We start from the raw sequence: 26,545 nt of genomic DNA on the forward strand, positions 1-26,545 counted from the left end.
ACCGACCGGTGAGCCGGGCGCGGGGTGCGGCCGGACGCCGACGCTGGGCAACGGTACGCACACCATCCAGAGCGGCGGCCAGAGTCGTAGCTTCATCCTGCGCCTGCCGGCCAACTACAACAGCAACACCCGCTACCGGTTGATGTTCGCGTTCCACTGGTGGGGTGGCACCGCCGGCGATGTCGCCTACGGTGGAGCTGACGGGGCCGCCTGGGCCTACTACGGGCAGCAGGAACAGTCCAACAACAGCGCGATCCTGGTCGCGCCCCAGGGCATCGGTAACGGCTGGGCCAACTCCGGTGGGGAGGACGTCACCTTCGTCGACGACATGATCCGTCGGATCGAAAGTGACCTCTGCGTCAACACGACGCAGCGCTTCGCCCTCGGCTTCAGCTACGGCGGGGCGATGAGCTACGCCCTCGCCTGTGCCCGCGCGAACGTCTTCCGGGCCGTCGCGGTCTACGGTGCTCCCCGGGAGCTGAGCGGGTGCAGCGGCGGTACCCAGCCGATCGCGTACTTCGGCATCCACGGCATCTCCGACAACATCACCAGTGGACGGTCGTTGCGGGACAGGTTCGTCCGTAACAACGGCTGCACCGCGCAGAACCCGCCGGAGCCGGCGGCGGGCAGCCGGACGCACATCACCACCGTCTACTCGGGGTGCCGCGCCGGCTATCCGGTGCAGTGGGGCGCGTTCGACGGTGGTCACACCCCTGGCCCGGTCGACGGCGGCGGCGACAGCGGCGCCAGGACCTGGACCAAGGGCGAGGTGTGGCGGTTCTTCGCGCAGTTCTAAGCCGAGGGTCGGAGTCCCCGGTCGAGCCCGGGGACTCCGACGCGCCGTCCACCGGCTGGCGGACCGGCCACGGATGGTGCCTGCTCGGCGTGGGTCAGGCGACGCCGGCCGGGCGGAACTGGACGCTGACGCGGGGGCCGACCGGGCGGGCGGTCTTCGGTATCGCGTGTTCCCAGGTGCGCTGGCAGGAGCCGCCCATCACCACCAGGTCGCCGTGGCCGAGCGGAAAGCGCAGGCTGGTGCCGCCGCCGCGGGGGCGCAGCAGAAGCTGACGCGGCGAGCCGAAGGAGACGATGGCGACCATGGTGTCGGTGTGGGCGGAGCGGCCCTGGGTGTCGCCGTGCCAGGCGACGCTGTCCCGGCCGTCGCGGTAGAGGCACATGCCGGCGGTGACGAAGGGCTCGCCGAGCTCGTCGGCGTAGTGGCGGGTCAGCGCCGTGCGGGCGGCGGTCAGCACCGGGTGCGGTAGCGGTCGGCCAGCGCCGTACCAGCAGAGCAGCCGGGGCACGTCGACCTCGGTGTCGTACATGGTGCGTCGTTCGGCCCGCCACGGCACCTCGCGCAGCAGCACGTCGAGCACCTGGTCGGAGCCGTGCACCCAGCCGGGCAGGTGGTCGACCCAGGCGTCCCGGCTCAGCGGGTGCCGGCGCGGTCGCCCGGTCAGCGGGCCGAGGGTCGGTGCCGTGTCGGTGACCTCCAGCATCGACGGCTGGTACGCGGTCTGCGACATGCCCCGCAGCCTAGCAGGTACTTAGCACACCAGTGCTACCGAGTCGGTGAGCCGGGGGTTGCGTGTGGCCGGCAACTGTTCTATAACTCCATGAGAGAGTTATAGAACAGTGGGGAGTGGTCATGGAGGCTCTGGCACTGCGCGACCCGACCGCCGCGCCGGTGGCCGGCCGATTCGGGCGCCACGGTGGCCGGTTCGTACCCGAGCCGCTGATACCCGCCTGCGAAGAGGTCGAGGTGGCCTTCGCCGAGGCGTGGGCGGATGCGGGCTTCCGGGCCGATCTGGCGTGGCTGCTGTCGAGGTACGCGGGCCGACCGACGCCGCTGACCCCGGCCCTGCGGCTGTCGACCGAACTCGGCGTGACGGTGCTGCTCAAGCGGGAGGATCTGGCGCACACCGGCTCCCACAAGATCAATAACGTGTTGGGGCAGGCATTGCTGGCGCGCCGGATGGGCAAGCGGCGGCTGCTCGCCGAGACCGGTGCGGGAATGCACGGCGTCGCCACCGCCACCGCCGGTGCCCTGCTGGGCCTGCCGGTGACGGTCTTCATGGGCGAGCGGGACGTCGAGCGGCAGGCACACAACGTGTTCCGGATGCGGCTGCTCGGCGCGCAGGTCGTACCGGTGCGGTCGGGCAGCCGGACCCTCAAGGACGCCACCAGCGAGGCGATGCGCCACTGGGTGAGCGTTACCGAGGAGGCCTACTACTGCGTCGGCTCGGTGATCGGTCCGCACCCGTACCCGTGGATGGTTCGCCAGCTACAGGCGGTCATCGGCCAGGAGGCACGACACCAGTGCGCCGAGCAGTTGCCGGCCGGCACGCCGGAGCATGTCGTCGCCTGCGTCGGTGGTGGTTCCAACGCCGCCGGCGCCTTCGCCGGCTTCGTCGACACCTCGGCACGTCTGGTGGGGGTCGAGGCGGCGGGCGGTGCCGGCGCGGCGCGGGGTGAGATCGGCGTGCTGCACGGATTCCAGTCGCTCTTCCTCCAGGACGAGCAGGGTCAGATCCGCGAGGCGCGCTCCGCGGCGGCGGGCCTGGACTACCCCGGAGTCGGGCCGGAGCACGCCCACCTGCGCGATCTCGGTCGGGCCGAATACGTCACCGCCACCGACGAGGAGGCGCTGGCGGCGGCGGTCCGGCTGGCCCGCGCCGAGGGCATCGTCCCGGCGATCGAGTCGGCGCACGCGCTCGCCTGGGTCATCCGCGCCGCCGGCACCACCGAACTCCCCACCGGCAGCAGCGTGCTCGTCACGCTCTCCGGGCGCGGCGACAAGGACATCGCGACGCTGATGACGTACCTGGGTGACGGGGAGGCGGAATGACCAGTCTGGAGACCCGGCTGCGGCTGCGCCGGGACCGCGGGCGCAAGCTGCTCATGCCCTACCTCACCGGAGGAGTGACTCCGGACTGGACCGACCACCTGCGCGCCCTGGCCGACGCCGGGGCCGACGCGATCGAGGTCGGCATCCCCTTCTCCGACCCCACTCTCGACGGCGTCACCATTCAGGAGGCCTCCGACGTCGCGCTCTGCCGGGGTGCCACCACCGCCGGTATCCTCGCCGACCTGTCGCGGAGTCGGATCGACGTGCCGGTCGTCGTCAGCACGTACGCCAACCTCGCCCTGCGTCGTGGCGCGGACCGGTTCTGCCGGGCCCTCGCCGATGCGGGCGTCCAGGGCCTGATCGTGCCCGACCTGCCGCTGGAGGAGGCCGGATCGACGGGTGCGGCCGCGCGGGCCGCGAACGTCGACCTCGCGTTGCTGGCCTCGCCCGCCACCCCGGCACGGCGGCTGCGGGACATCGCCGAACGCAGTCGCGGCTTCGTCTACGCCGTCTCCCTGATGGGAACCACCGGCGAGCGCAACCAGCTCGCCGCCTCGGCCGCCGGGCTGGCGCGGCGCCTGCGGGGCGTCACGGACCGGCCCGTATTCTTGGGATTCGGCATCTCGACACCGGCGCAGGCAGCTGCCGCGGCGCGGGACGCCGACGGCGTGATCGTCGGCGCGGCGCTGATGCGACGCCTGCTCGACGGCGCGGACCCGGCGTCGACCGCCGGATTCGTCCGGTCGCTGCGCGCGGCGCTGGACGGCGTGCCGGCACGGACGGCGGCGGACGCCGGAGGATAGGAGGCGGGGCGGCGGCATGGCTACCGGGCAGGACGCGCCTGCGGCGCGGTACCGCACCATCGCCGCGGACCTCGCCGCCAAGATCCGATCCGGCGACTATCCGCCCGGCGGGGCGCTGCCCTCCCAGCGTGACCTCAGCGCCGCCTACGGCGTCACGCTGATGACGCTCCGGCAGGCGTTACGGCAGCTCAGCGACGAAGGGCTGATCGAGCAGCAACCCGGCCGGGGCACCTTCGTCACGCCGCCACACCTGGCGTACCGGCTCGGCTCGCTGCGCAGCTTCGCCGACGACCTGCGGGAGCAGGGTCACGAGGTGCGTACCGCCGTCGTCGGCCGCGCGGTGCGTCGGCTGCCCGCGCGGGTCGCCGGCACGCTGCGGGCCAGCGCGACCGATTCGGGGCTGCGGCTGGAGCGGGTCCGCGCGTTCGCCGGCCGTCGCGCCGTGCACCAGGTCTCCTGGGTACGCGCCTCGCACGCGGACGGTCTGCGCGAGGTGGACTTCGCCGCCACCTCTCTGTACGAGGCGCTCGCCACCCGGGGTGTCCCGGTTGCCCGGGCCACCGAGACGATCCGGCCCGGCATCCTCGCCGGGGCACCGGCGGCACACCTGGACGACGCTCCCGGCGCTGCCGTGCTGATCAGCGACCGGACCACCTACACGTCGGACGGCATCGCCATCGTCGCCGACCGGGCGACGATCCTCGGCAGCATGATGGAGATCAACACCGACCGTGCCGCGCGGGGCCTGTCACTGCACTGGGGCGCCAGCCGCGACGTGTCGTAGCGCCTCCAGTACCGCGTCCACCACCCGTTCCCGTCCGCGCCCGTCCACGGCGGCCCAGGCGCGGGCGGACAACTCCGCCCGGCGGGCCCCGTCGTCGAGCAGCCCTGCCAGGGTGCGCGTGGCGGCCCGGGTCGCCGGAGCGTCGCCGGCCAGCGCGGGCAGTTCACCGAGCCCGGCGGCCAGGCCCGCCGCGACCACCCGGTGGTACGACTCGCGCTGGTTGTCCACCACGCAGACCAGCGCCGACGGGGCCCCGAGACAGCACAGTTCCCAGGTGGAGGTGCCGGCCGCGCTGACCACCAGATCCGCCGCGGCGATCAGCGCGGGCAGCGTACCGGTGGGTGGCACCGGCAGCAGCGACTGCCCGGGCCCCGGCGTCAGCCGGGCCAGCCGCGCCGCCAGTTCGGGCCGGCCGACGACGACTGTGAGTTCCATCGGCCGGCCGGTAGACAACAGCACCTCGGTCAGCACCGGCGCTGCGCCGGCCGCGTCGGTGCCGCCGAAGAAGGCCAGCACCGAGGGAGGATCCACCGTCACCGCCGGGCGCGGGGCCGCCGGCCGGGCGGCCAGGACACCCTCGCGCAGCAGGGCGTACCCGCTGCCGGCGAGCAACCTGCCCGCCGGCACCGCCAGGTCGGTGGCGAAGTTCTGGTCGAGGTAGAGGTCGGCGTCCTGCCCCCGGGTGTCCCCGTCGACGATGGCCAGGGTCAGCACCCCGGCGGCCCGCAGCGCGCCCGCACCGGCGGGATCCAGCTCGTACGAGTCGAGAACCAGCACGTCCAGGTCGTGTCGGCGGGCCGTGGCGACCAGGTCGTCCGGGGTGTCCGGGCCAGGGCGCAACGCGATACCCCGGGCGGTGAGCTGGTCCGCCGCCCAACCGACGCCGTCGACGGTGCCGAAGACCTCGACGGTGGCACCGCGGGCCTGGAACTCCTCACCGAGAGCGAGACAACGGACCAGGTGCCCGACACCGCGCAGCGGCCCCGCGTCGCAGCGCAGTCCGACACGTAACGTGCTCAGCGCTCCTCCAACCGCTTCTGCCGGACGTCGGCGTTGAGCGCGCGCAGCGCCGGTTGCCCGTCGAGCCAGTCGGCGAGCTTGGCCAGCGGCACGCTGACGTCACCGAAGTGCTCGACCACCGCGCGGACCAGATCCCAGTCGCGGGCCGTGTCGAGGGTGAGGCGCAGCTGCGAACGGTCCGGGGTGAGGGTCACGCCGAGCACCCGGAACAGCTCCGGATGCGCGTACGCGTACGAGGTCACGTGCACCCGGTGATGATCGGTGGCGAGCCGGTCGACGGTACGCAGCGCGTCCGCCCGGACGATCTCGACGTCCAGACCTCGGGGGAGGGTGCGGGCGATCGACGTGCTGGCGTAGTCCAGCCCTGGCACGGCGCGGTACACCGAGGCGACCAGGCTGACGATCTCCGGGTCCAGCAGCGGACAGTCGGCCGTGAACCGCATGACCGCGTCGGCGGGATGGGCGTCCAGGGCACCGACGAAGCGGGTCAGCACGTCATCGACGGGGCCCCGGTGCCAGGCGACGCCGAGCCGGTCACACTCGGCGACGACCGCGTCGTCACTGCTGTCGCTGCTGGTCGCCACCACGAGGTCGGCCAGCACGCCGCTGTCCTGGGCGGCCCGGACCACCCGGCCGAGCACGCTGCGCCCGGCCAGCGGGCGCAGCACCTTGCCGGGCAGCCGGGACGAGCCCATCCGCGCCTGCACGATGCCGACGATTCGGTCCGTCACTGCTGTCCTCCCTGCTTCGCGGAGATGGCGGCGCGGGCCCGGCGTTTGGCGGCGCGGGCGCCGCGCCGGGCCATCCGGGCCGGAGTGATGGCCAGGCGCCCGACCTTGTAGCTCAGCGAACCGCTCAACAGATTGATCTTCGCCTCGGCCCGACGCAGCGCACGTTCCCGCGAGGTGAGCAGGTCCTCGGTCCACTTGAGCAGCGCCGTCAGCCGGGTGTTCTCCTCCCGCTGGCGTAGCCACGCCTCGCGGAGTTGCTGGTAGCTGCGCGGGCCCGGTGGCGGGTCGGTCGGTTCGGCCGTGGCCGCGGTCGGTTGCATCGCGGCCTCGACGACGGCCCGGTCGAAGTCGCGTCCGGCGACCCCACCGAGCACCACGGTCAGCCCCGCAACGTCCAGCGTGGACGTCCACGGGTGGGCGTACCCGCCGGTGAGCAGGTCGGCGGCGAAGCGCCACAACGTCCGGGCCAGCACCACGTCGACCGGTGACGGTGCCTCGGCCCGCCAGCCCCGGTCGAGCACCGCCCAGCGGTCACCATCGACGACCACGTTGTCCACCCCGGCCAGGGCCGCCGCCCCGGCGAGCTGTCCCTGCTCGGCCTGGCCGTCGAGCCAGCCGGCGTACCCACGCAGCAGCCGGCGCAGCAGCGCCGTGTCGCGGCGCAGGCAACCGTCGAGCAGCAGGCTGCGCAGCAGACGCCCGTCGGGCACCGGCCCGTCGGGGCCATCCGGGTCGCCGTGGACCGCATCCAGGCCGGCGTCGGCCGAGGCGTTGGCCACGGCGATGCCGGTGCGGTGCCAGTGCCAGCCCTGCGGCCCGTCCCGCACCTCCACGACGGTGCCGCCCGCCGTCGCGTCGGCGAGCAACGCCACCGGCAGCCGGTCGGATCCGCCGACCTCGGCTGACGGGTGCGCCGACCGGTCGGAGCGGGGCAGCCGGTGAACCGCGTCGCCGGTGTCGACCGGGTCGGGGGCGGTGCCGACCGGCTCCTCGTCGTGGTCGGTCGACTGGTGGTCGGGGTCGGTCGGTCGGCGGGCCAGGACCAGCCAGGACGGGGCCAGGTCGGCGGCGCGCCCGGCGTGCAGGGCGTCGGCGGCCAGCCGAGCCGGATCGGCGAGGACGAACCGGCCGGTGTACCCGTCGGTGCAGGCGGCGTGCAGCACCGCGTCGAACAGCCCACTTGTGGTGCGCCGAGCCAACTCGTCGACGGCCAGCAGCGCGGTGGTCAGGTCGGGACGCGGGTACCCGGCGTAACAGGTGCCGGTGCGCATCCCGGCGGCGGCCAACCGTTCGCGTACCTGCGCCAGATTGGCCGGACGGGCGGCGTCGAGCACCCCACCGACGCTCCACTCGGCATCGCTCCGGCCGGCGTACCAGCTCTGCGCGGCGACCAGCCGGTGCACGCCGAGCGGGTTGTCCAGCCGCAGCAGCAGGTCACCACCGGGGCGGACCGCCGCCACCAGGCGGGCCAGCAGCCCGTCCCAGCCGAGCCGCTCACCCTCGACCGACTCGACCGCGTCCAGCCCGGCACCGGCGATCACCACGTCGTACTCCTCGCCGGCGGGCAGGCCGTGCGGGCCGGCCACCAGCACCCGGTCCACCCGGTCGGCGAGCACCGACGCGTCCGGGTAGCCGCGCAGCAGGCAGGTGATCCGGGCGTGGGCCAGCACGTCGAGCAGCGCCGGACCGTGCGGCCCGGCCAGCAGCACCCGGGCCCCGGCCGGCACCAGGCGGGCGGCCAGCGCCGCGAGGGCGCCGTCGCCGGTCTCGTCCGTCCGGTCGGACCAGGCGAGCATCTCGCCGCCGGGCAGCGCCACCGCTGACGCCGTCTCGGTTGTCACGTCGTCTCCTCCTGCGGGTACGCCCACCCCAGCAGCTCCCGCAGCGCGGCGGGCGGGTGGCGGTGGTCGGTGCCCAGCTCGGCGTGGGCGATCGCGACGGCGGTCGGCAGGTGCACCTGTTCGCCGTGCAACTGCGGCCACTGCCGGCGGATGCGGGCGGTGCCGCCGAAGGTCGGGTCCTCGTCTGCGAGCACCATCGGATCGCCGTACACCGCCGGTTCGCAACCGGCCGCGATGCCGTAGAAGATGGCGCTGGTCAACCGGTTGGACGCGACCCGGCGGTGCCGGCGCAGCTCGGCGAGCTGGCGGTCCAGGAACCGCGGGTCGGTGTCCTTCCACCAGTGCCCTCGGTAGCCGTGGCAGATGACCCGGAAGCCGGCGTTCTCGTAGAGCCGGCGGACCCGACGCATCCGGTGCTCGTGCCAGTAGAGGCAGACCGTGACCGGGCCGGGTTCGGTGTCGCGGATGCGGGCGATCAGTTCCTTGTGGTCACCCTTGACGTGCTGGCCCTCCCAGCCGTGGAACGGGTACCAGATGGTGCCCTCCCGGGGCGCCGGCGATTCCTCCTCCGGTCGCATGGCCAGCAGGTAGACGAAGGGTGCCCCGATCACCGTGACGTTGCGCCGCCCGACCGACCAGGCCCGCCGCCGGGTCTGCTCCGACCAGAGCAGACTCGGCGTGCGCTCGGCGTACGGGTGGCCGGGGGCCAGGCCGTCGCCGATGTTCCAGCCGTGCTGGACGTACCCGTTGATCCGGGGCGGGTGGCCGTCACCCAGCCCCGCGTAGCGGGCCAGCACGTGGGCGTGACCGTAGAAGTGGTTCGCGTGGTGCATCGGGCGTTCCCTCAGGCGGCGGGCCGGAGCGAGGCACCGCGCAGGGCCGCGGCCAACGCGTCGATGACGCGGTCCTGGTCGGCGTCGCGCAGTCCAGGGTAGAGCGGCAGCGACAACTGCTGGGCGTAGAAGGCCTCCGACACGGGGCAACTGCCGCGCCGGTAGCCGAGGTCGGCGAAGGCCGGGTGCCAGTGCGCGGGGATGTAGTTGACCTGGACGCCGATGCCGGCGGCACGCATCCGCTCGTAGATTTCGCGGCGGCGGCCGTCGAGCACCCGGATCGGGTACAGGTGCCAGGCCGGTGCCGCCCACTCCCGCCGGCCGGGGACGAGCACGCCGGGCAGCTCGGCGAGGGCCGCGTCGTAGCGGGCCACCAGTTCGGCGCGGCGGGCGAGGAAGGCACCGAGCCGGCGCAACTGGCTGCGGCCGAGCGCGCACAACACGTCCGGCAACCGGTAGTTCAGGCCGAACTCGTGCACCTCCTGGTGCCAGCCGCCCTCGTCCGGCCAGCGCAGCTCGTCGGCCTCCCGGACCAGCCCGATGTTGCGGAACCGGCGGGCCCGCTTCAGCAACCGCGGATCGGTGGTGGCGACCGCGCCGCCCTCGGCGGTGGTCAGGTTCTTGGTGGGGAAGAACGAGAACGTGGTCAGGTCGGCGAGTGATCCGACCGGCCGGCCCCGGTAGGCGGCGCCTATCGAGTGGGCCGCGTCGGCGAGCAGCAGCGCGTCGCTGCCGTCGAGCGCGGTGCGCAGCGCGTCGTAGTCGGCCGGGTGACCGGCGTAGTCCACCGCCGCGACGACCTTCGTCCGTTCGGTGGTCGCCGCGGCCACCGCTGCCGGATCGAGGGTGAACGTCTCCTCCTCCACATCGGCGAAGACGACCCGCGCGCCGAGCGCGACCGCGCTGCTGGCGGTGGCCACGAACGTCATCGGCGGCACGATCACCTCGTCGCCGGGGCCGACGCCGGCCGCCGCGTACGCCACGTGCAGCGCGGCGGTGCCGTTGGAGACCGTGGCCACCCCGGCACCACCGGCCCACGCGGAGATGTCCGCTTCGAAGGCGGCGACCTCCGGGCCGGTGGTGAGCCAGTCGCTGCGCAGGGCGGCGACCACCGCGGCCACGTCGTCGTCGGTCACCGACTGCCGCCCGTACGGAAGAAAAGGCGTCATGCCGCGATGCCGAGCATTTCACGCAGCTGGGGCACGGTGAGCCACTCGTCGTTGGAGTCCGACTGGTACGCGAACCCGTCCGCCACCGGCTCACAGCCGACGGGCGGCTGGTAACCCCAGGTGGCGATGGTCGGCTGCACGATGAACCGGTCCTTGGCGATGAGCGTCCGCCGGCTGTCGTCCGGAGCGATCATCTCCTCGTGCAGCTTCTCGCCCGGCCGGATGCCGATCTCGTGGGTGGTGGCCTCCGGGGCGACCGCCTCGACCAGGTCGAGGATGCGCATGCTGGGGATGCGGGGGACGAACAGCTCGCCGCCCTGCATCTGGTCGAACGAGTCGATGACGAACTGCACGGCCTGGTCCAGGGTGATCCAGAAGCGGGTCATCCGCTTGTCCGTGATCGGCAGGCTCTTGCCTTCGGCGGCGAGCCGGCGGAACAGCGGAACCACCGAGCCCCGGCTGCCGACCACGTTGCCGTAGCGCACCACCGCGAAGCGGGTCGGGTGCTGTGCCGCGTAGTGGTTGGCGGAGATGAACAGCTTGTCGCCGACCAGCTTGGTCGCGCCGTACAGGTTGATCGGGCTGGACGCCTTGTCGGTGGAGAGGGCCACCACCTTCTTCACGCCCGCCTCGATCGCGGCGTCGACGACGTGCTGCGAACCGGTGATGTTCGTGGCGATGAACTCCGACGGGTTGTACTCCGCGGTGTCGACCTGCTTGAGGGCGGCGGCGTGCACGACGTGGTCGACGCCGTGCATGGCCCGGGTCAGCCGGTGCCGGTCCCGGATGTCGCCGATGAACCAGCGCAGCCGGGGGTCGTCGCCGAGCTGCTGGCGCAGCTCGTACTGCTTGAGTTCATCACGGGAGAAGACCACCACCCGGGCCGGATCGGTCTCGGCGAGTAGGTGCCGCAGGAAGGTCCTGCCGAAGGAACCCGTTCCCCCGGTGACGAGGATGGACGATCCGTTCAGCTCGCTCAACTGGTGCTCCCGTGTGTGTCGGATTCGCGGTCGACCTCGGCCGGCCGGGTGGGAACGCTAGACGCGGTGGGTTAACGGGCCCGAGCCCTGCGGTTAACCGCGCGCCGTGCGGCGATGAATGGCGAGCACCCAGTTGGCGAACACCTGCCGCCGTCGCGGCGTGCCCGCCGACAGGCGTCGACCGGCCCGTTAGCGTCCCCACTCGACCGGGAACCGTGGCGCGTCCGGCTGGCGGCTGCCTGCCCGGCCGCGTCGTGGGAGGAAACGATGACCGTCGAGGCCGAGGCGACCCGGGCCGGGGACACGGGCGGGCCGGTGGACCGGCGTGGGTCGGCGTGGCCCAACCGCCGACGCTGGCTGGTGCCCCTGCTGCTGGTCGGCGGCTGGCTGCTCGGCACCGCCTGGCGGATCTGGTTGGCCCGCCACGCCAGCATGCCGTTCGCGCACACCGACGAGGACAGCTACCTCAACACCGCACGCGCCCTGGCCGGCGGTTCCGGCGGGTTCAGCAGCGAGAACGAGACCCTGCGCCGGATCGGCTACCCGCTGCTGATCGCGCCGGCCTTTCTCCTCGACCGGGACTTCGTCGACACCTACCTGCTGGTACGGGTGATCAACGCGGCGCTGAACGCGACGGTCCTGCCGCTGGCGTACCTGCTCGGCAGTCGGCTGCTGGGCCTGCGACCCGGTCCGGCTCTGGCGGCGGCGGCCGGCGCGGCCACGTTGCCGGCGGTGGTCTTCCACGCCACGGTGGCGATGACCGACGCGGTGCTCGGTCCGCTGCTGCTGGCCTGGCTGCTCGCCGTGCACCGGCTGGTCGAGCGGCCCGGACCGGTCGCCGCGGCGGTGTGCGGCACCCTGGTGGGGGCGGCGCATCTGGTGCACTCGCGCGGGGTGGTGATCGTCGCCGGGTTCGCGCTGCTGGCTCTGGCGCTGGTCGTCCGCCGTCGACTGGACCCGGCCGCGCTGCTGGCGGCGGTGCTGCCGGTGGTGGCCGCCGTGCTGGCCAATGAGGCGGGGGTACGGCTGCTCGGCGAGACGGTGCAGCTGCTCGGCAACCCGGCCGGTGGCAACGTCGGGCGCGCGGTCACCTCGGTCCGAGGACTGTCGCAGGTGCTGGCGTCCGTCGGTACGCAGGTGTGGTACCTGACGGTCGTCACCTTCGGGCTGGCCGGGCTGGCCGGTGCCGAGGCGGTGACCCGGCTGTGTCGCCGGGGCGGTGCCGCCACCCGATGGACGTTCGGGGTGGCCCTGTTGACCACCGTCGGCGTAGCCGTCGGCGCGGAGGCGGTGCTGGCCGGCATTCCGGACCGGGTGCCGGACGCCATCTACGCCCGGTACGTGCAGATGTTCGCCCCGTTCTGGATGCTTGTCGGCATCGGGCTGCTGTTCGGTGTCGCGTACCGTCCGCTGCTGCGCCGGGCCGGGGCCGCCGTGCTGCTGCTGGCGGCGGGCGGCGCGCTGATCCACCTCCGACTGGCTCACGCCGCGGCCCAGGGTGCGCCGCTGCGCTGGGGTGGGTTCAGCGCGCCGGACCTGATGGCCCTGACCGGCGGGTGGCGACAGCTGCGCCCGCTTGTCGGCTCCGCGATCGGGGTCGCCGGTTGCCTGCTGCTCGTGCTCGTGCTGGCGACCCGCCACCGGACCGCGCGTACCCGCCTGATGGCGGTGGTGCTCGCGACGCTGCTCGTGGTCAACGTGGCGACCATGCAGGTGATCACGCAGCGACTGATCCGCCCACTGGCGGCGGCCGGCACCCCCGTGCCCAGCGTGACCGACCTGGGGGTCCGGCCGCCGGAGCGGGTCGCCGCGTCCACCGGCGTGCCCTACCAGATCCGGTTCAACCTCAGCCACCAGGTCACCTGGACCGAGGTGCCGTGGTTCCGCGACCGGCCGCCGGCCGACGCGGAGGTGGTCTTCGCCCGCTGGACGCCCGGCGAACCCGACGACTGGGACGGCACCCGGTACGGCTTTGTCCGGCTGGGCGGCGACCCGCACCGGAAATGGGCCGGGTGGCGGCGTCGGTGATTCCCGCAGTGGTGGCCCACGTAACTCGTCGGCCACGTGAACAATGCGTGGACGGAAAGCAAAAAATCAGCGAACGCGGCGGTTGGCGCGCTCCAGAGAAATGGGTATCACGGTGATTTCCCGGCCGTCATGGGTTTCCTGGCGGCCGGGCCCCTCGACAAAACGGAGCCGACGGTTCATCTGGCGTACCACAGTGTTGTGGGCAAGCACCTCACCGTCGAGCCGATCCAGCGACAGCACGTCGAAGGCGTGGTCGACCGCCTCCCGCATCACCTCCAGCCAGGCGGGCAGCGTCTCACCCCGCTCGGCCAACCCCTCGGCGTCCAGGTAGAAACCCCACCCGCCGGTACGCGGGCCGGACAACCGCAGGTCGAAGTAGGTGACCGCGCCGCTCGGCACGCCGTCGCGCAGGTAGGTCAGCACCCGACGGGAGGGGTCCTGACGGACCGCCGACCACCACCGTCGGTGCTCCTCGGCGGTGATGACGTGACTGGTCTTGCTGACCTGCCGGTTGACTTCCTGATTACGCCAGGACAACATCAGGTTAACGTCGTCCTCGGTGGCGTCACGCAACACGTACCGCTCGCTTTCCGTTCCGTTTACCTGGTCACCGGGCACCCTAATCACGATTCACCTGGCTGTACACTCCGCCGCATGAAGGAATTGAGTCGGGCGCAGATTCGCGACCTCATGGGCGAGGTTCTCAAGAACCAGGGCAAAGCGCTGCCCGCCGACGACGCCGCCGATCTGCGCGAGGTTGGCTTCCGATCGCTGGACTTCTCCGAGTTGGCGCTGCGCGTCGAGGACGCCACGGGGGAGGAGCTGAACTTCGACGCGCCCGGGCTGCGCCGGATCGCCACCGTCGGCGACGTGCTGGACTTCCTCGTCGAGTTGCAGCGGCAGTGAGCGTCGAGACCGCCCCGCAGGCCCCCGCCCACCCGGCGGGGATGGACAACCGGATCGTCGTCGACGGTGCCACCCGCACCTGGCGTGACCTGCCGGAGCTGACCCTCCCGGGGCCAGCCGCCGCGCTGGCCCACACGGCGCGGCACGCGCTCGCGGCCGCCCGGCACCACGCCGTGCACGGCACCGAGCTGCTGCTCAGCACGGCCAGCCGGGTCGACGCGGCGATGCGCGCCGAACTGCGCGACGCCGGGTTCGCGGTGACCGAACTGGGCGGTGACCACCCGGCGGGGGATACGACACCGCCCGCCTCGCGAGCCGCCGAGACCGGCCGGCTGTGGCTGCTGACCTCCGGCTCCACCGGTCGTCCCAAGCGGGTGGGGCACACCCTCGAATCGCTCACCACCGTCCGGGGGCAGCAGCCCGCACGGACCTGGCTCTGCCCGTACGCCCCCGGCACGTACGCCTGGTGGCAGGTGGTCACGCTGTCGCTGACCCAGCCGGGCCAGCATCTGGTGGTGGTGGAGCCCGATCAGCTCGACGACTGGCCGGCGCTGGCGGCCGAGCATGGTGTGGACGCCGCCTCCGGCACCCCCACCTTCTGGCGACGGGCCCTGCACCGCGACCCGGCCGGGCTGGCCCGGGTGCCGCTGCGTCAGCTGACGCTCGGCGGCGAACCGGTCGACCAGACCATCCTGGACCGGCTCCGGGAGGTGTTCCCAGCCGCCCGGATCTCCTGGATCTACGCCTCCTCCGAGGTCGGTGCGGCGATCGTGGTGCACGACGGGCGGGCCGGGTTCCCAATGGAGTGGCTGGACCGGGCAGCGCCGGGTCGCCCCACCATCGGGGTGCACGACGGAGAACTGGTGATCACCTCGCCGTACCACGGTGCCGGGCTGGACGGTCCCGTCCGCACCGGCGACCGGGCACAGGTGAGCGGTGACCGGGTGCTGATCACCGGGCGGCTCGACGCGGACGAGATCAACGTCGGTGGCAGCAAGGTCTCCGCCGGTGTGGTCCGCGACGTGCTGACCGCGCATCCGCAGGTGGCCTGGGCCCGGGTCACCGGCAGACGCGCCCCGCTGCTCGGCCACATGGTTGTCGCCGAGGTGGTGCCGGTCGGCAGCGCCACCGCGCCGGCCGAGGCCGGGCTGGACGAGGCCGGGCTGGACGAGGCGACGCTGGTGCGCTGGTGCGCCGACCAACTGCCCGAGTACGCGGTCCCGCGCCGGATCCGCGTGCTTACCGAGATTCCCGTCAAGGAGACCCTGAAGAGCGATGTCTGACTCCACCACCCCCGCCCAGCCCGTACCGCCCAGCTCCGTGGTGCTCGTCTCCGGCGGTTCCCGCGGTCTCGGCCTCGCCATCGTCACCGACCTGCTCGAAGCGGACCTGAAGGTGGCCGCCTTCGCCCGTACCGTCACGCCCGAGCTGGCCAAGCTCGCCGACGCCCATCCGGAGCGGGCGCACGTCGGCTCGGTCGACGTGACCGACCTCGTCGCCGCGCAGGCGTTCGTCCGGGCGGCCGAGGAGCGGCTCGGCCCGATCGACGGAGTGGTGAACAACGCGGCCGTCGGGCAGGACTCGCTGCACGTGCACACCGCCACCGCCGACATCGCCCGGATCATCGAGACCAACCTGACCGCACCGTTGCAGCTCACCCGGCTGGCCGTGCGGCGGATGCTGGCCCAGGGGCGACGCGGGCGGATCGTGAACATCACCTCGATCTGCGCGCAGCGCGGCTTCCCCGGACTGGTGGCGTACTCCGCCACCAAGGGCGGGATGGACGCGGCAACCCGCTCGCTCGCCCGGGAACTGGGCGGGCGGGTGCTGGTCAACGCGGTCGCGCCGGGCTTCTTCGCCTCGGAGATGTCGGCGGTGCTCGGCCAGACCCAGCTCGATCAGATCGTGCGCCGTACGCCGACCGGTCAGTTGACCGAGCCGGCGGAGGTGGTGCCGGTGGTGCGGCTGCTGCTGCGCGACCAGACGAACATCAACGGCCAGGTCATCGTGGTCGACGGTGCCGCCTCGATCTGATCCGCCGCACCCGTTGTCCCGCACCCACGACGGTGCGGGACAACGGGTCTCCGCCCTGCTCGCCGCCGCACCACGACACCTGCGGGTGGCATCGGCTGCCGACTCGGGTGCCGCCGTCACCCGCAGCCATCTCGGCGACGGACGTTGTGTCGGCTGGTACGCCCCGCCGGTGCCCGGCTGGCGGGTGGCGATCGACGCCGAGCGGGCCGCCGCCGCGCCACCCCCCGCGCTGGCCCGTCGGTTCGGGTCCACCGACTTCTGGGGCCGGTGGACCCGCGTCGAGTGTCTGGCGAAACTCGCCGACGTACCGGTGGCCACCTGGTGGCATCGGCACGGCTTGGAGGTGCCGTCCGGCACCGTCTGGCTGTGGCGCACCCTGCCGCTGACCGACCTGGCCGTCACCGTCGCCTTCACCCCCACCCACCGCGTCGACCGTGTCGACCGCGCCGGCCGGGATCCGCGCACTTTTCCGGATGTTGCGGTGTCCGGCGCCGGTTGAGACCGCACCATCAGGGAAGTTGTGCGGGCTCCGGCGTTTCCGAGCGGGCACTGGTGCTGCGCAGGCTCCAGGCGATGGACACCGCGATCGTCGCCACGATGACGCCCAGGGTGACCGGGATGGGGAGCTTGCCGACCGGGGTCTCGGACAGGATGAGCTTGACCCCGGCGAAGGCCAGCAGCACCGCCAGGCCGTAGTGCAGGTGCACGAAGCGGCGCAGCAGGCCGGCGAGACAGAAGTAGAGGCTGCGCAGCCCGAGGATCGCGAACGCGTTAGCCGTCCACACGATGAACGTGCTGGTGGTGATGGCCAGGATCGCCGCGACCGAGTCGATCGCGAAGATCAGGTCGGTGGTCTCGACCGCGATCAGGACCACGAACAGCAGGGTAGCGACCCGCCTGCCGTCGACCCGGGTGAAGAACCTGTCGCCGTGGTAGGCCGGATCGGTCGGCACGAGACGGCGGACCAGCCGGACCACGGGGTTGCGGTCCGGCGGGGTCTGCTCGTCGTGCCGGAACGCCATCTTGTAGGCGGTCACGATGAGGAACGCACCGAACAGGTACGCGGTCCAGAAGAACGTCTCCAGCAGCTCCGCCCCGACGAAGATGAACACGAACCGGAACACCAGCGCACCGATGACTCCCCAGAAGAGGACCTTGTGCTGGTACGCGGCGGGAACTCCGAAGTAGGCGAAGATCATCGCAAAGACGAACACGTTGTCGATGGAGAGCGCCTTCTCGATGAGATAGCCGGCGAAGTAGGTGCCGGCCACGTCGCCGCCCTGCCATGCCCATAGGATCACCCCGAACAGCAGGCCGGCGGCGATCCAGATACCGGACCAGGTCGCGGCCTCGCGGAAGCCGATGACGTGGTTGTCACGGTGCAGGAACAGGTCGACGGCCAGCATTGCGGCGATCGCCAGCATCAGCAGGGCCCAGACCCACCAGGAGACAGACACCGGATAGACCTCTCGTCCGGCCGGACCCGTCGCCGGGCCCGGCGTTGTCGGACGAAGGTCTCCCCGGCCACCGGTGTGGTGGCCGCGTCACCGGGGCCCGGATGGGCCGGGCCCGTACTGACGGTGGCGCGCCATGCGTCGGGTACTCCCCCTCGAACTGCGTACCAGTATTCATGAAGCACACTTCGTGTGTCAAGGGCGCGTCTGCGTCACCGCCACCAAGGTCATACGCAGAGGTATACCCCTCCTGGCGGAAACCGGCACCCTCAGATGAGGTCCCAGCTCAGCGCGGTGCCGCGTGCCACGTCGGCGGTGAAGCGGCGGCCCAGCACCCGGTCGATCTCCACCGGGGGGAGTCCACCGGCCGGTCGGATCGAGCGGACGTTGTGCACGGTCACCTCGTCGCCGGCGCGCACGTCCGCCACCACGTACAGCGAGCGCCGGAAGCGCAGGCCCTCCTGCTCGGCCGGGGTCGGCCCGACCGCCGTGCCGCCCAGTGCCGCGTACGCTCGCTCCGACTCGACCACCAGGGCGGCCAGCTCGGTGGGGTTCAGGGAGAAGTCGGAGTCCACCCCGCCGTCGGCCCGGTCCAGGGTGACGTGCTTCTCGATGAAGCAGGCGCCGAGCGCCACCGAGGCGACCGGCACCCCGATGCCCGGGGTGTGGTCGGACAGGCCCACTGGCACGCCGAACGCGTCGGCCAGCACCGGGATGCGGCGCAGGTTGCTGTCGGCCGGCGGCGCCGGGTAGGAGGCGGTGCAGGCCAGCAGGATGATCCCGCCCGCGCCACCGTCGCGGGCGGTGCGTACGGCGGCGTCGATCTCGGCCAGGGTGGCCATCCCGGTCGAGATGACCATCGGCTTGCCGGTGGCCGCGACCAGCCGGATCAGCGGCAGGTCGACCAGCTCCGACGAAGCGATCTTGTACGCCGGAGCGTCCAGTTCCTCAAGCAACTCCACGGCGGTGGAGTCGAACGGGGAGGAGAAGACGGTCAGCCCGAGGGAGCGGGCCCGCTCGAAGATCGGCCGGTGCCACTCGTACGGCGTGTGCGCCTTCTCGTAGAGCCGGTAGAGGTTCTGCCCGCCCCACAGCTCGTGCCCGCCGGAGATGCGGAAGTCCGGGGTGTCCACGTCGATGGTGATGGTGTCCGGCCGGTACGTCTGGAGCTTCAGCGCGTGCGCGCCACTGGCCGCCACGGCATCCACGATGGATAGTGCGCGGTCCAGGTCTCCGTTGTGGTTGCCGGACATCTCGGCCACCACGAAGGGGCGCTCTCCGGTGCCGACCAGATGCGACCCGATCTTGAACGTCATTCCGATCCGTTTCCGTGCGTGCTTACCAAGGTGCGGTCCTGGGCCGGGCTGCCCGGTGCCGGGTCCGCCCCGCTCGTCGCGGGATCCCCGCCGGTGCTGCCGCGTAGCCGGCCGGCGAGCCGATGGGCCCGCCGCAGCGCCGCGTACGCCAGGTAGCTGTCGCGGCCGACCAGCCGGTGCTTGAGCCCCGACACCCCGCCCGGCCGGGGGTAGCCGCCGCGGGGCAGGTACGTGCGGTAGTGCGCGGCGACCCGGCGGAAGAAGTCCCGGCGCAGGTGCGGATGCAACCGGTCGTCGTTACCCACCACCACCAGGAAGTGGTTCACCATCAGGTCGAACAGTTCCGCGTGCCAGCGCCCGTCGGGATGCCGTTCACGCAGCCAGGCGAAGAGCCGGTCGTACTGCTCGAAGGAGTCGAAGTGCCGGCCGCTGCGCGTCGAGGTGATCGCTCCCTGGCGACCCTGACGGTACAGATAGCAGACCCGGTCCAGCACGCTGATCCGCTCCGCGCCGATCAGCAGCGGATGGCTGAACGGGATGTCCTCGTACCAGCCGGGGTGGAAGCGCAGACCCAACTCGGCCATGAACTCCCGGCGTACCACCTTGTTCCAGGCGGTGTGCTGCACGCGCAGCAGTTGCGGCCGGTCGGCCAGCCGCACCACGCCGGGGGTCGCGCGCAGCAGCCGGCTGCTGGCGTCCACCTCCTCGCGCCCACACTCGTGCACCCGCAGGTGGTCGACCATCATCACGTCGGGGCGGTCCGTCCGTAGCCGGTCCAACACGGCCGGGATCGTCCCGGCCGGCAGCCAGTCGTCGCTGTCGACGAACCAGACGTACCGGCCGGTGGCCACGTCCAGGCCCGCGTTGCGGGCCGGCCCGAGGCCGACGTTGCGGTCCAGGTGCAGGACGCGCACCCCGGGATGCTCGGCGGCGTACGCGCGCAGCAGTTCACCGCAGCGGTCCGGTGAGGCGTCGTCGACGGCGATCACCTCGACCTGCGCCGCCTCGTCGTCCGGGACGTCGGCGCGGATGGAGTCCAGGCACTGGCGCAGGTACGCCTCGACGCCGTAAACCGGCACGACGATGCTCAGCAGCGGCGTCGGCGTCGGCGGTGTGACCACCCGGAAACCTTCGATCACCCGGGTTGACGAACCTGGAACCTGACGTGGCCGGGCGCGGTGAAGTTTTCGAACAGCCGATGAGTGTCAGGTTAACGGCGGGGCACTCGGTGGTCTGAAGGGTCGCCGGTGATCGATCTGGAGGAATGCCGCGGTGGGCGGTGCTCCGGAGTGCGGCAGGCGGCCGAGCCAGGAAGTTGTCTGCCAGCTACCCGAGGTAGGGTGCCCGGCGGGCTGCGTCGACCGGTTGCCACGGGAGACCGGCTCCTGCCGCCAACTCGGCGGCCACGAGGAGACGGGCGTGCGGGTGACGTGGTCGAGAACCGGGAGGTGGACATGACGAGCACTACCCTCGCGGCGTCGGCGACCACCCCGAGCGAGCGTACGGACGCCGACCGCCTGCCGTCGCTGACCGGGCTGCGGTGGATCGCCGCGCTGCTGGTCTTCGGTTTCCACGCCGGCACCATGCGCATCATCGCCGATCCCGGCCCGCAGTCGGTGGTGGGCGAGATCTTCACCCTGGGTCTGTCCGGGGTGCAGTTCTTCTTCATCCTCAGCGGCTTCGTGCTGGTCTGGTCCGCGCGGCCCGGCGCCTCCCGCCGCCGGTTCTGGCGACGTCGGTTCGCCAAGATCTATCCGAACCACCTGGTGCTGTGGGCGCTGGCCATGCTGGCGATGCTCTGGTTCGCCGATCCGATCAACCCGGTGGCGGCGCTGGAGAACCTTTTGCTGGTGCAGGCCTGGGACCCCCGGCCCGGACACTTCTACAGCGTCAACAACGTCAGCTGGTCGCTCTCCTGCGAGCTGTTCTTCTACCTCTGCCTGCCGCTGGTGCTGCCTGCGGTGCGGCGGGCCCGACCGTGGCTGCTGTGGGCCGTGGTGATCGCGGTGCCGCTGCTGATCCTGGCGCTCTGGCCCGGGCAGGCACTGGTGCCGGAGTCGGATCGCTGGTGGTTCACCCAGGTCTTCCCGCTGGTCCGTTCGCTGGAGTTCTGGATGGGCGTGGCTGCGGCCGAACTCATGCTGCGGGGCCACTGGCGTGGGCCGAGGCTCCCCGTGGCCAGCCTGATCTTCGTTCTGACCTGGGTGGCGGCCTCCCAGTGGATCCGGGCCGAGTTCTGGGCGGCGCTGCTGGCGGCGGCGTACGTCCTGGTGATCGCCGCGGCGGCCGACGCGGACGTGCACGGGCGGCGCTCGCCGTTGCGCTCCCGGACGATGGTCTGGCTCGGCGAGGTCTCGTTCGCGTTCTACCTGGTGCACGTCTTCGTGATCATGACGATCCTGCGGTTGACCGGCGACTGGGGCACCGGCCTGCCCGGTTGGTGGGGCCCGCTCGCGGTGATCGGATTCCTGCTGCTCACCCTGGGACTGGCCGCTCTGCTGCACCGGTACGTGGAACAGCCGATGATGCGTCGCCTGGCCCCGTCCCGACCGCCGGCGGTCGGGCTGCCCCGACAGCGGGCGTCCCGGGGCGGCGCGGGCGCTGCCGGAGACGTCGAGCATGGCTCGACCGTCCATCACGGACAGTGAGCTGGCGGTAGCCTGACCTGCGCGTATCGACGCATCCGGCGACGCGCCGGGCGGTTCGACACGCCCGGTGGCTGGTGCGTCCCGGCGGTCGTGGCGGTAGCGTGACGGGGTGCTCTCCGCCGCGCCTGCCCGTCCTCTGTGGTGGTTGGCGCGCTGGGCCGCGCGGCTGCTGACCGGGCTCGCGGTCGCCGCCGCCTTCACCCTCGGCGCCTGGGCCCTGCCCGGCCACCCGGCTCCCACCGATCGGCCCGCCACCCCGGCACCGCTGGCCGACCCCGCCGTGGCACCGGCGTCTCCGGGTCTGGCCGCATCCCTCGACCTGGTGGGCCTGGCGACGCCTGCTGCGCGGTGGGCCGGTGACGCAGCGGGCCCGGCCGGAGCATGCGCGTCGCCGACGACGTGGGGTGCCGACGATCCCGCCGACCCGACCGGGGTGTCCGCGACGCAGCCGCCGGCCTGTGGCCGGCCCGGGCTGACAGTCCTCGGCAGCGTCGCTGCGGGCGTCACGCGGGGGTCTACGGCCCCGGTCGAGGGCGTCCGGGCCGCCCGCGCCCCACCGCACGCCTGATCCCGGCGACACTGCCCGCCTGATCCCCGGCGACCTTCCGTCGCGTCCGCACCGCTCGGGGCCGCACCCGCGCCGAGCCCTTGCCAACCCGTTGCCGCCAGCCGCACCGTCGGTGCTCCTCAGCACGAGGGGCACCCGCACGAACCGCGACCGCGCCGCAACGCCATCCGCGATCCGCTGCCGGCACGGCCACCGTCGCCGTACCGATTTCCCGAGGTGCCGACATGGAGAAGACAGTTCTCTACCAGTTCCTGATCGAGGTGCCACGCGCCGCCGCCATCTGGTCGGTCCTGCTCGTGCTGGCGTTGGGCGTACTCACCGTGCTTGTCGCCCGCCCGGAGCCGGCCGGGCCGGTGGAGAAACCCGCCGACGAGGACGCGCTCCGCGCCGCGACCGAAGAGGCCGACCTGCGCCGATACGCGGGCGAGGTGGCGGTCGCGGCAGCCGGTGCCGGGCAGAACGCCGAGCGACGCCGTACGGCATGGCGGGTGGCCCAGACGGAACTGGACCGCGCCTGGGCCGCGTACGACCAGGCGGAGGCCGCTGCCCGCCGGCTGGCCGGCGTCGCCGGACTGCCGACCCCACGCACCCCCCGAACCCCGGCTGAGTACGCGGCCCGCGAGCGCTGGCTGCGCCGGGCCGCGATGGCCGCCCACTGGAGTGGCGACCTGACCGCCCGTCAACTCAGCGATGTGCTGGCGCGCCGGTCCGGCTGGGATCCCCGGCGGCATCCGGCTGAGCAGGAGGTGGTCCTCGCCCGGGTGGTGCGTGACAACCGCCTGGCCGCCTATCGATCGGCCGCCGAGCGGGAGCGGGACCTGTGGCGGGCGGCGGAACTGGCCACCGAGGCGGCCCGCGCCCTCTCCGCCGAGGCGTACGCGGCCGCCGAGCGGCTCCGACCGAACCGGCTGCCCGTCTCCGGTCGGGCCACCACCGGGCGGCGCGACCTTGTCCCGCGCTGGCGCCCGGCTCGGCTTGGCTGAAATTCCGTGAGCTGGGTCACATGGGCCGGAAATTCGGTCACTGTTCGTAGGTGAGGCGATTACCGCAGCAATCTCCGTCGAGATTTCCACCGGCCGTCCGGTTGTTACCCTAAGGTGCCCGGAATGCCGTCGATCCCATTGAGCGACGCCAGTTCTCCGATACCCGAAAATTGCCGCCACGGATCATGTTTAAGCAGGTCATGGTGGGTTGGCTTCGAGATGACCGGCCAGTAGTGTCAGCGCGTCCGGTGCGGTAACCGATCGCAGGAAGCGACGCCGTACCGACCCGCTCAATCGTGAACCTCACGAACCGGGGACCCACTGCACCACTGGGGTGAATCCGCGAGTCTCGGCCCGCGGTAGGGCGTCTTCCCGCCCGAATCCGTCAGCTAACCCGGTCGGCGGTGACGGAAGGAGTACCAACCCTCGTGCAGTCCGATGTGATCCCCCTGTTCCCCCGCCTCCACGGCACCGCGGTGCCCGTGCTCGCTGGCCCGACCGCCGCGAGCTGACCCCGGTCATCGCCACCGCCCGGGTCTCTCCGGGCGTACCCCTCGAACGGCCTGTCCCGCTCACCCGGGCGGTCGTCGGCGCGCTGATGCCGCCCGACCGCCGGAGCCGGTGTGCCGTTCTCCCCTCAGCCCGTGGAGGAACCGTGAAGCACACCCTTTCCCGCCGGCTCCGCCGGCTGGTCAGCGAACGCCCCTATCAGCTCGTTGCCGGATCCGCCGTGGCCCTCGTACTTGCCACCGGCACCGGAGCCGCCCTCGCCGGCACCGGGAACACCCCGGCACCCACGCAGACCACGACCGCCGCCGCCGAACTGCTCAGTGACACGGTGGCCGCGCCGAGTCAGGCGGAGGCCGCGCCGACGACCGCCGCACCCAGCAGCGCCGCGCCGGCCAGTGCCGCGCCGGCCAGCGCCGCCGCCTCGCCGTCACCGAAGGCCAGCTCGGCTACCCCGGACCCGGACCTGGTCAGCAAGAAGGCGGCACCGAAGCCGCCGGCCTCGAAGGTTCTGGAGTACGACCACGAGGCCCAGATCAACGGCTACTACTGCGGTCCCGCCGCGGTGCGTAACGCGCTCAGCGCCGCCGGTGTCGCGCGCAGTCAGGACGCCCTGGCCAGCCAGCTCGGCACCACGTTCGCCGGCACCAACTCGGCCGAGGACACCACCCGCGTCCTCAACGCCGTCGTCAAGGGCGACCCGTACGAGACCACGATGATCCGTGGCGGTGCGGCCACCCCGGCCCAGATGGACCAGCTCCAGGCGGACGTCGTCGCCGCCATCACCGACGGGCGGGGCGTCGTGGTGAACGTCGCCGGTTCCGTCACCGACACCGACGGCCGCTGGCACTCGTTCCCCGGCGGCCACTACATCGCCGTGGTCGGCTACCAGGACTCCGGGCGGCTGGTGAAGATCGCCGACTCGGCGGACGCCTCGTACCCGTCGTACTGGCTCAGCACCATCGACCTGGCCAACTGGGCCGCCACCCGCGGCTACTCGGCCTGATCGCATCGTCCCGCTGCACCCGGAAGCCCTCGGCCCGCTGGCCGAGGGCTTCCGTTTCGGGTACGTCAAGCGGCGGGTTCATGCTGTGTCGTCGGGTCGACGTGGCCCGGGTTTCGTCAGGCGTGCGTGCGGTGTTGCGTCGTCAGGCGTGCGTGCGGTGCTGCTTCGCCAGGCCGACGAAGCTCGCCCAGGCGGCCGGGGTGAAGGCCAGCGTGGCGGCGTCGCGGTTCTTGGTGTCGCGGACCAGCACGATGCCGGGCAGGTTGTCGGCGACCTCCACGCAGTCGCCGCCGCCGGCACCGCTGCGGGTGGACTTGCGCCAGGTCGCGCCGTTCAGATCCATGGCTTCACAACATCCTTCATGCGCTCGATCGACTGGCGGCCGGACAGTGCCTCGTTGCGCACCGTCTCCCACCGGGACAGCAGGTCACTCAGGTCGCCGTCCTTGTCGACCAGGACGCCGCCGAGTTGGGTTTCGAGATTACCCACCCAGTCACCGTCCGCCCCCCTCGCCAGGATGAAGGGGCCGGTCAGTCCGATGTGCATGCCGACGCCGGTGGGCACCAGGTGCACGCTGATGTTGGGTCGGGTGGCCAGCGCCATGAGGTGGTGCACCTGCTCGACCAGCACGTCCTTCAGCTCCTCGTCGACCCGCCGCAGCACCACCTCGTCGATCACCGCGATGAGCTGGGGCGGGTCGTCCTGCTCCAGCACCGTCTGCCGGGCCATCCGGTTGGCCAGCCGCCGCTCCACTCCCGCCTCGGTCAGCGCGGCGTCGGTCCGAATCACCGCGCGGGCGTAGCGCTCGGTCTGGAGCAGGCCCGGAACCAGCGTCGGCTGGTAACAGCGGAGCTGCCGGGCGTTCCGCTCCGCCTCCAGGTAGGGCAGGAACCACGCGGGTTGGCGCAGGGCCTCGGCGGTTCGCAGCAACTCCTCGAACATGCCCCCGGTCTCCAGGACCTCGTCCGCCCGCTTCGCGTACGGCCGGTCGAGCGGGCGGGTGCCCACCTCCACAGCGGACACCAGGGACGCCGAATAGTTCGTCCGCCTACCGAACTCCTCCTGGTTCATGCCTGCGGCAGTACGCAGCCGGCGAAGCTGCGTACGGATCAACTCATGCAGGTCGGAAGGCTGCTCGCGTTCCATGTCCCCTCCACCGGGTCTGTCAAGATCGCCAAGAGGCCGCCCAGCGCTGGATCGGGGCACCCGGGCCCCACCGTGGCCAGCGTCGATGCCTTCCGACCGTAGTGCCGTGCTCACCAGACTGTCACGCAACGGGGCCGCTCCCATCCACAGGGGACGGGGCGGTTCTGTCCCGGGGCCGCCCGTGCGCCTTCCCCCGCGTCCGGGCGGCCCCTCCGATCGCTGACTGGGAGGTTGATGTGCGTACCCGGGTTGCCTGGTACCTGTGCCCGACGACGCTGCTGCCGGTGTACTCGCCGGGACGGCAGTCGCTGCCGGAGCACTGGCCAGGGCGGCAGTCACCGCCGGCGCACTCGCCAGGGCGGCAGGATCAGCACGAGACGTACCTGCCGCAGCGTCGGCGGGGCACGCACCTGCCGAAGTGGATGCGGGAGCCGACCCGGCCGTTGCCGATGCCGCGTCCGGGGCGTCCCGGCTGGCTCACCCCCGGGCAGCAGTGGCGGGCCAACGGAGGCCAGTGGTGACCGCTGGCGGTTCGGGTGCGATCACCACCCGACTCTTCGCCCCTGAGCGGGGTCCGCGTCCGCAGCGTCCGTACGCCTCTGGCGGCGAGGTGCCGCACACCCCGTTACGGCCGATGTGGTGCTGCCGCGCCGACGGGCAACCCTGGCCGTGCGGGCAGGCCCGGCTGCTGCTGCGCGTCGAGTACGACGGGAACCTGCCCGGCCTGTCCATCTACCTCGCCGGCCTGATGTACGACGCCATGCGCGACCTCTACCACCTCAACCCCCACGACACCCCCGAACCCACCACCCTCTTCACCCGCTTCATAGCCTGGACCCGCCGCCAGCCCGCCTAACGACCCCCGCCGCCACCACCACCACCATCACACGAGATCTTGGAAAGTTTCCGTTATTCGCTAACGGAAACTTTCCAAGATCTC

At 72.3% G+C, this 26,545-nt stretch carries 28 protein-coding genes and 1 riboswitch; of the genes, 15 read left to right on the top strand and 13 right to left on the bottom strand.

Annotated elements, in window-relative coordinates:
- Positions 1 to 796: CE1 family esterase (locus Vse01_RS24450; RefSeq protein ID WP_373870714.1), on the top strand; the 796-nt coding region annotated here is incomplete at its 5' end.
- Positions 797 to 890: 94 nt separating this feature from the next.
- On the opposite strand, the gene Vse01_RS24455 is transcribed toward Vse01_RS24450, so the two are convergent.
- The gene (locus tag Vse01_RS24455) at positions 891 to 1,526 is read right to left on the bottom strand and encodes an alpha-ketoglutarate-dependent dioxygenase AlkB (protein WP_093403099.1); all 636 of its coding nucleotides are present in this window, start codon (positions 1,524 to 1,526) and stop codon (positions 891 to 893) included.
- A 122-nt stretch (positions 1,527 to 1,648) separates the two neighbouring features.
- On the opposite strand from Vse01_RS24455, the gene trpB reads away from it, so the two are divergent.
- From trpB to Vse01_RS24470, 3 genes are read left to right on the top strand one after another with little or no spacing between them, the layout of a single operon-like run.
- A complete protein-coding gene (trpB, locus tag Vse01_RS24460) occupies positions 1,649 to 2,848 on the top strand; it encodes a tryptophan synthase subunit beta (protein WP_093403100.1) in 1,200 nt (399 codons plus the stop codon).
- Positions 2,845 to 3,651 (top strand): tryptophan synthase subunit alpha, encoded by an 807-nt coding sequence (trpA, locus tag Vse01_RS24465; RefSeq protein ID WP_093403102.1) that lies wholly within the window; start codon positions 2,845 to 2,847, stop codon positions 3,649 to 3,651. The genes trpB and trpA overlap by 4 nt, the downstream gene beginning before the upstream one ends.
- 16 nt (positions 3,652 to 3,667) lie before the next feature.
- Entirely contained in the window at positions 3,668 to 4,435 is a 768-nt protein-coding gene (locus Vse01_RS24470; protein ID WP_093403103.1) for a GntR family transcriptional regulator, read from the top strand.
- Here the strand turns inward: Vse01_RS24470 and Vse01_RS24475 are convergent.
- Genes Vse01_RS24475 through pseB form a run of 6 tightly spaced genes read right to left on the bottom strand, consistent with a single transcriptional unit; the run spans position 4,400 to position 11,009 of the window.
- Positions 4,400 to 5,455, bottom strand: a complete 1,056-nt coding sequence (locus Vse01_RS24475) for a PseG/SpsG family protein (protein WP_093403105.1) — start codon at positions 5,453 to 5,455, stop codon at positions 4,400 to 4,402. The genes Vse01_RS24470 and Vse01_RS24475 overlap by 36 nt on opposite strands.
- Positions 5,452 to 6,186, bottom strand: a complete 735-nt coding sequence (locus tag Vse01_RS24480; RefSeq protein WP_093403106.1) for a cytidylyltransferase domain-containing protein — start codon at positions 6,184 to 6,186, stop codon at positions 5,452 to 5,454. Before Vse01_RS24480 ends, Vse01_RS24475 begins: the two co-directional genes overlap by 4 nt.
- Positions 6,183 to 8,027: a hypothetical protein gene (locus Vse01_RS24485; RefSeq protein WP_093403108.1), complete on the bottom strand. Its 1,845-nt coding sequence runs from the start codon at positions 8,025 to 8,027 to the stop codon at positions 6,183 to 6,185. Before Vse01_RS24485 ends, Vse01_RS24480 begins: the two co-directional genes overlap by 4 nt.
- Positions 8,024 to 8,860, bottom strand: coding sequence for a hypothetical protein (locus tag Vse01_RS24490; protein WP_093403109.1), 837 nt, complete (start codon positions 8,858 to 8,860; stop codon positions 8,024 to 8,026). The genes Vse01_RS24485 and Vse01_RS24490 overlap by 4 nt, the downstream gene beginning before the upstream one ends.
- Before the next feature lie 11 nt (positions 8,861 to 8,871).
- Entirely contained in the window at positions 8,872 to 10,029 is a 1,158-nt protein-coding gene (locus Vse01_RS24495; protein ID WP_093403111.1) for a DegT/DnrJ/EryC1/StrS family aminotransferase, read from the bottom strand.
- Positions 10,026 to 11,009, bottom strand: coding sequence for a UDP-N-acetylglucosamine 4,6-dehydratase (inverting) (gene pseB / locus Vse01_RS24500; RefSeq protein ID WP_093403112.1), 984 nt, complete (start codon positions 11,007 to 11,009; stop codon positions 10,026 to 10,028). The genes Vse01_RS24495 and pseB overlap by 4 nt, the downstream gene beginning before the upstream one ends.
- A gap of 267 nt (positions 11,010 to 11,276) precedes the next feature.
- Here pseB and Vse01_RS24505 point away from each other — a divergent pair, with 267 nt between their 5' ends.
- Positions 11,277 to 13,037 carry a glycosyltransferase family 39 protein gene (locus tag Vse01_RS24505; protein WP_093403114.1) on the top strand — a complete coding sequence of 587 codons (1,761 nt, stop codon included), beginning with the start codon at positions 11,277 to 11,279 and terminating at the stop codon, positions 13,035 to 13,037.
- Positions 13,038 to 13,103: 66 nt separating this feature from the next.
- On the opposite strand, the gene Vse01_RS24510 is transcribed toward Vse01_RS24505, so the two are convergent.
- Entirely contained in the window at positions 13,104 to 13,664 is a 561-nt protein-coding gene (locus Vse01_RS24510; RefSeq protein WP_232511171.1) for a GNAT family N-acetyltransferase, read from the bottom strand.
- 27 nt (positions 13,665 to 13,691) lie between these two features.
- Between Vse01_RS24510 and Vse01_RS24515 the strand changes: the two genes are divergently transcribed.
- From Vse01_RS24515 to Vse01_RS24530, 4 genes are read left to right on the top strand one after another with little or no spacing between them, the layout of a single operon-like run.
- The gene (locus Vse01_RS24515; RefSeq protein WP_093403117.1) at positions 13,692 to 13,943 is read left to right on the top strand and encodes an acyl carrier protein; all 252 of its coding nucleotides are present in this window, start codon (positions 13,692 to 13,694) and stop codon (positions 13,941 to 13,943) included.
- Positions 13,940 to 15,226, top strand: a complete 1,287-nt coding sequence (locus Vse01_RS24520; RefSeq protein WP_232511172.1) for an AMP-binding protein — start codon at positions 13,940 to 13,942, stop codon at positions 15,224 to 15,226. Before Vse01_RS24515 ends, Vse01_RS24520 begins: the two co-directional genes overlap by 4 nt.
- A complete protein-coding gene (locus Vse01_RS24525) occupies positions 15,219 to 15,977 on the top strand; it encodes an SDR family NAD(P)-dependent oxidoreductase (protein ID WP_093403118.1) in 759 nt (252 codons plus the stop codon). The genes Vse01_RS24520 and Vse01_RS24525 overlap by 8 nt, the downstream gene beginning before the upstream one ends.
- On the top strand, positions 15,961 to 16,476 hold the full coding sequence (locus Vse01_RS24530) for a hypothetical protein (protein ID WP_198413160.1): 516 nt from the start codon (positions 15,961 to 15,963) through the stop codon (positions 16,474 to 16,476). The genes Vse01_RS24525 and Vse01_RS24530 overlap by 17 nt, the downstream gene beginning before the upstream one ends.
- A gap of 10 nt (positions 16,477 to 16,486) precedes the next feature.
- Here Vse01_RS24530 and Vse01_RS24535 read toward each other — a convergent pair whose 3' ends face one another.
- The 3 genes from Vse01_RS24535 to Vse01_RS24545 all read right to left on the bottom strand — a co-directional run bounded on the left by Vse01_RS24535 (position 16,487) and on the right by Vse01_RS24545 (position 19,868).
- Complete coding sequence (locus tag Vse01_RS24535) at positions 16,487 to 17,434, bottom strand: TerC family protein (protein ID WP_093403119.1); 948 nt, start codon at positions 17,432 to 17,434, stop codon at positions 16,487 to 16,489.
- A 266-nt stretch (positions 17,435 to 17,700) separates the two neighbouring features.
- Positions 17,701 to 18,753, bottom strand: coding sequence for a pseudaminic acid synthase (pseI, locus tag Vse01_RS24540; RefSeq protein WP_170863391.1), 1,053 nt, complete (start codon positions 18,751 to 18,753; stop codon positions 17,701 to 17,703).
- On the bottom strand, positions 18,744 to 19,868 hold the full coding sequence (locus Vse01_RS24545) for a glycosyltransferase family 2 protein (RefSeq protein ID WP_093403243.1): 1,125 nt from the start codon (positions 19,866 to 19,868) through the stop codon (positions 18,744 to 18,746). Before Vse01_RS24545 ends, pseI begins: the two co-directional genes overlap by 10 nt.
- A 333-nt stretch (positions 19,869 to 20,201) precedes the next feature.
- Between Vse01_RS24545 and Vse01_RS24550 the strand changes: the two genes are divergently transcribed.
- The 4 genes from Vse01_RS24550 to Vse01_RS24565 all read left to right on the top strand — a co-directional run bounded on the left by Vse01_RS24550 (position 20,202) and on the right by Vse01_RS24565 (position 24,459).
- Entirely contained in the window at positions 20,202 to 21,395 is a 1,194-nt protein-coding gene (locus Vse01_RS24550; protein WP_093403244.1) for an acyltransferase family protein, read from the top strand.
- 109 nt (positions 21,396 to 21,504) lie between these two features.
- The gene (locus Vse01_RS24555) at positions 21,505 to 21,963 is read left to right on the top strand and encodes a hypothetical protein (RefSeq protein ID WP_093403122.1); all 459 of its coding nucleotides are present in this window, start codon (positions 21,505 to 21,507) and stop codon (positions 21,961 to 21,963) included.
- Positions 21,964 to 22,187: 224 nt separating this feature from the next.
- Positions 22,188 to 22,946, top strand: coding sequence for a hypothetical protein (locus Vse01_RS24560; protein ID WP_093403124.1), 759 nt, complete (start codon positions 22,188 to 22,190; stop codon positions 22,944 to 22,946).
- Between the two features lie 277 nt (positions 22,947 to 23,223).
- Positions 23,224 to 23,365, top strand: a riboswitch (cyclic di-AMP (ydaO/yuaA leader).
- A 179-nt stretch (positions 23,366 to 23,544) separates the two neighbouring features.
- Positions 23,545 to 24,459 carry a C39 family peptidase gene (locus Vse01_RS24565; protein WP_093403125.1) on the top strand — a complete coding sequence of 305 codons (915 nt, stop codon included), beginning with the start codon at positions 23,545 to 23,547 and terminating at the stop codon, positions 24,457 to 24,459.
- A gap of 142 nt (positions 24,460 to 24,601) precedes the next feature.
- Here Vse01_RS24565 and Vse01_RS24570 read toward each other — a convergent pair whose 3' ends face one another.
- Together Vse01_RS24570 and Vse01_RS24575 are read right to left on the bottom strand one after the other, a co-directional pair.
- Positions 24,602 to 24,802 carry a DUF397 domain-containing protein gene (locus Vse01_RS24570; protein ID WP_093403127.1) on the bottom strand — a complete coding sequence of 67 codons (201 nt, stop codon included), beginning with the start codon at positions 24,800 to 24,802 and terminating at the stop codon, positions 24,602 to 24,604.
- Entirely contained in the window at positions 24,793 to 25,605 is an 813-nt protein-coding gene (locus tag Vse01_RS24575; protein ID WP_093403128.1) for a helix-turn-helix domain-containing protein, read from the bottom strand. Before Vse01_RS24575 ends, Vse01_RS24570 begins: the two co-directional genes overlap by 10 nt.
- Before the next feature lie 236 nt (positions 25,606 to 25,841).
- Here Vse01_RS24575 and Vse01_RS24580 point away from each other — a divergent pair, with 236 nt between their 5' ends.
- Both Vse01_RS24580 and Vse01_RS24585 read left to right on the top strand, forming a co-directional pair.
- Entirely contained in the window at positions 25,842 to 26,126 is a 285-nt protein-coding gene (locus Vse01_RS24580; RefSeq protein ID WP_093403130.1) for a hypothetical protein, read from the top strand.
- Positions 26,123 to 26,461, top strand: coding sequence for a hypothetical protein (locus Vse01_RS24585; RefSeq protein ID WP_232511173.1), 339 nt, complete (start codon positions 26,123 to 26,125; stop codon positions 26,459 to 26,461). The genes Vse01_RS24580 and Vse01_RS24585 overlap by 4 nt, the downstream gene beginning before the upstream one ends.
- The last annotated feature ends 84 nt before the right edge of the window (positions 26,462 to 26,545 follow it).

The sequence above is a fragment of the Micromonospora sediminimaris genome, assembly GCF_016863575.1.
GTDB classification, from domain to species: domain Bacteria; phylum Actinomycetota; class Actinomycetes; order Mycobacteriales; family Micromonosporaceae; genus Micromonospora; species Micromonospora sediminimaris.

Bases quoted from the DNA above. Each gene is read 5' to 3' on its own strand.
- Vse01_RS24455 (WP_093403099.1), bottom strand. From the start codon at position 1,526: ATGTCGCAGACCGCGTACCAGCCGTCGATGCTGGAGGTCACCGACACG.
- trpB (WP_093403100.1), top strand. From the start codon at position 1,649: ATGGAGGCTCTGGCACTGCGCGACCCGACCGCCGCGCCGGTGGCCGGC.
- trpA (WP_093403102.1), top strand. From the start codon at position 2,845: ATGACCAGTCTGGAGACCCGGCTGCGGCTGCGCCGGGACCGCGGGCGC.
- Vse01_RS24470 (WP_093403103.1), top strand. From the start codon at position 3,668: ATGGCTACCGGGCAGGACGCGCCTGCGGCGCGGTACCGCACCATCGCC.
- Vse01_RS24490 (WP_093403109.1), bottom strand. From the start codon at position 8,860: ATGCACCACGCGAACCACTTCTACGGTCACGCCCACGTGCTGGCCCGC.
- Vse01_RS24495 (WP_093403111.1), bottom strand. From the start codon at position 10,029: ATGACGCCTTTTCTTCCGTACGGGCGGCAGTCGGTGACCGACGACGAC.
- Vse01_RS24505 (WP_093403114.1), top strand. From the start codon at position 11,277: ATGACCGTCGAGGCCGAGGCGACCCGGGCCGGGGACACGGGCGGGCCG.
- Vse01_RS24515 (WP_093403117.1), top strand. From the start codon at position 13,692: ATGAAGGAATTGAGTCGGGCGCAGATTCGCGACCTCATGGGCGAGGTT.
- Vse01_RS24525 (WP_093403118.1), top strand. From the start codon at position 15,219: ATGTCTGACTCCACCACCCCCGCCCAGCCCGTACCGCCCAGCTCCGTG.
- Vse01_RS24550 (WP_093403244.1), top strand. From the start codon at position 20,202: ATGACGAGCACTACCCTCGCGGCGTCGGCGACCACCCCGAGCGAGCGT.
- Vse01_RS24560 (WP_093403124.1), top strand. From the start codon at position 22,188: ATGGAGAAGACAGTTCTCTACCAGTTCCTGATCGAGGTGCCACGCGCC.
- Vse01_RS24565 (WP_093403125.1), top strand. From the start codon at position 23,545: ATGCCGCCCGACCGCCGGAGCCGGTGTGCCGTTCTCCCCTCAGCCCGT.
- Vse01_RS24570 (WP_093403127.1), bottom strand. From the start codon at position 24,802: ATGGATCTGAACGGCGCGACCTGGCGCAAGTCCACCCGCAGCGGTGCC.
- Vse01_RS24575 (WP_093403128.1), bottom strand. From the start codon at position 25,605: ATGGAACGCGAGCAGCCTTCCGACCTGCATGAGTTGATCCGTACGCAG.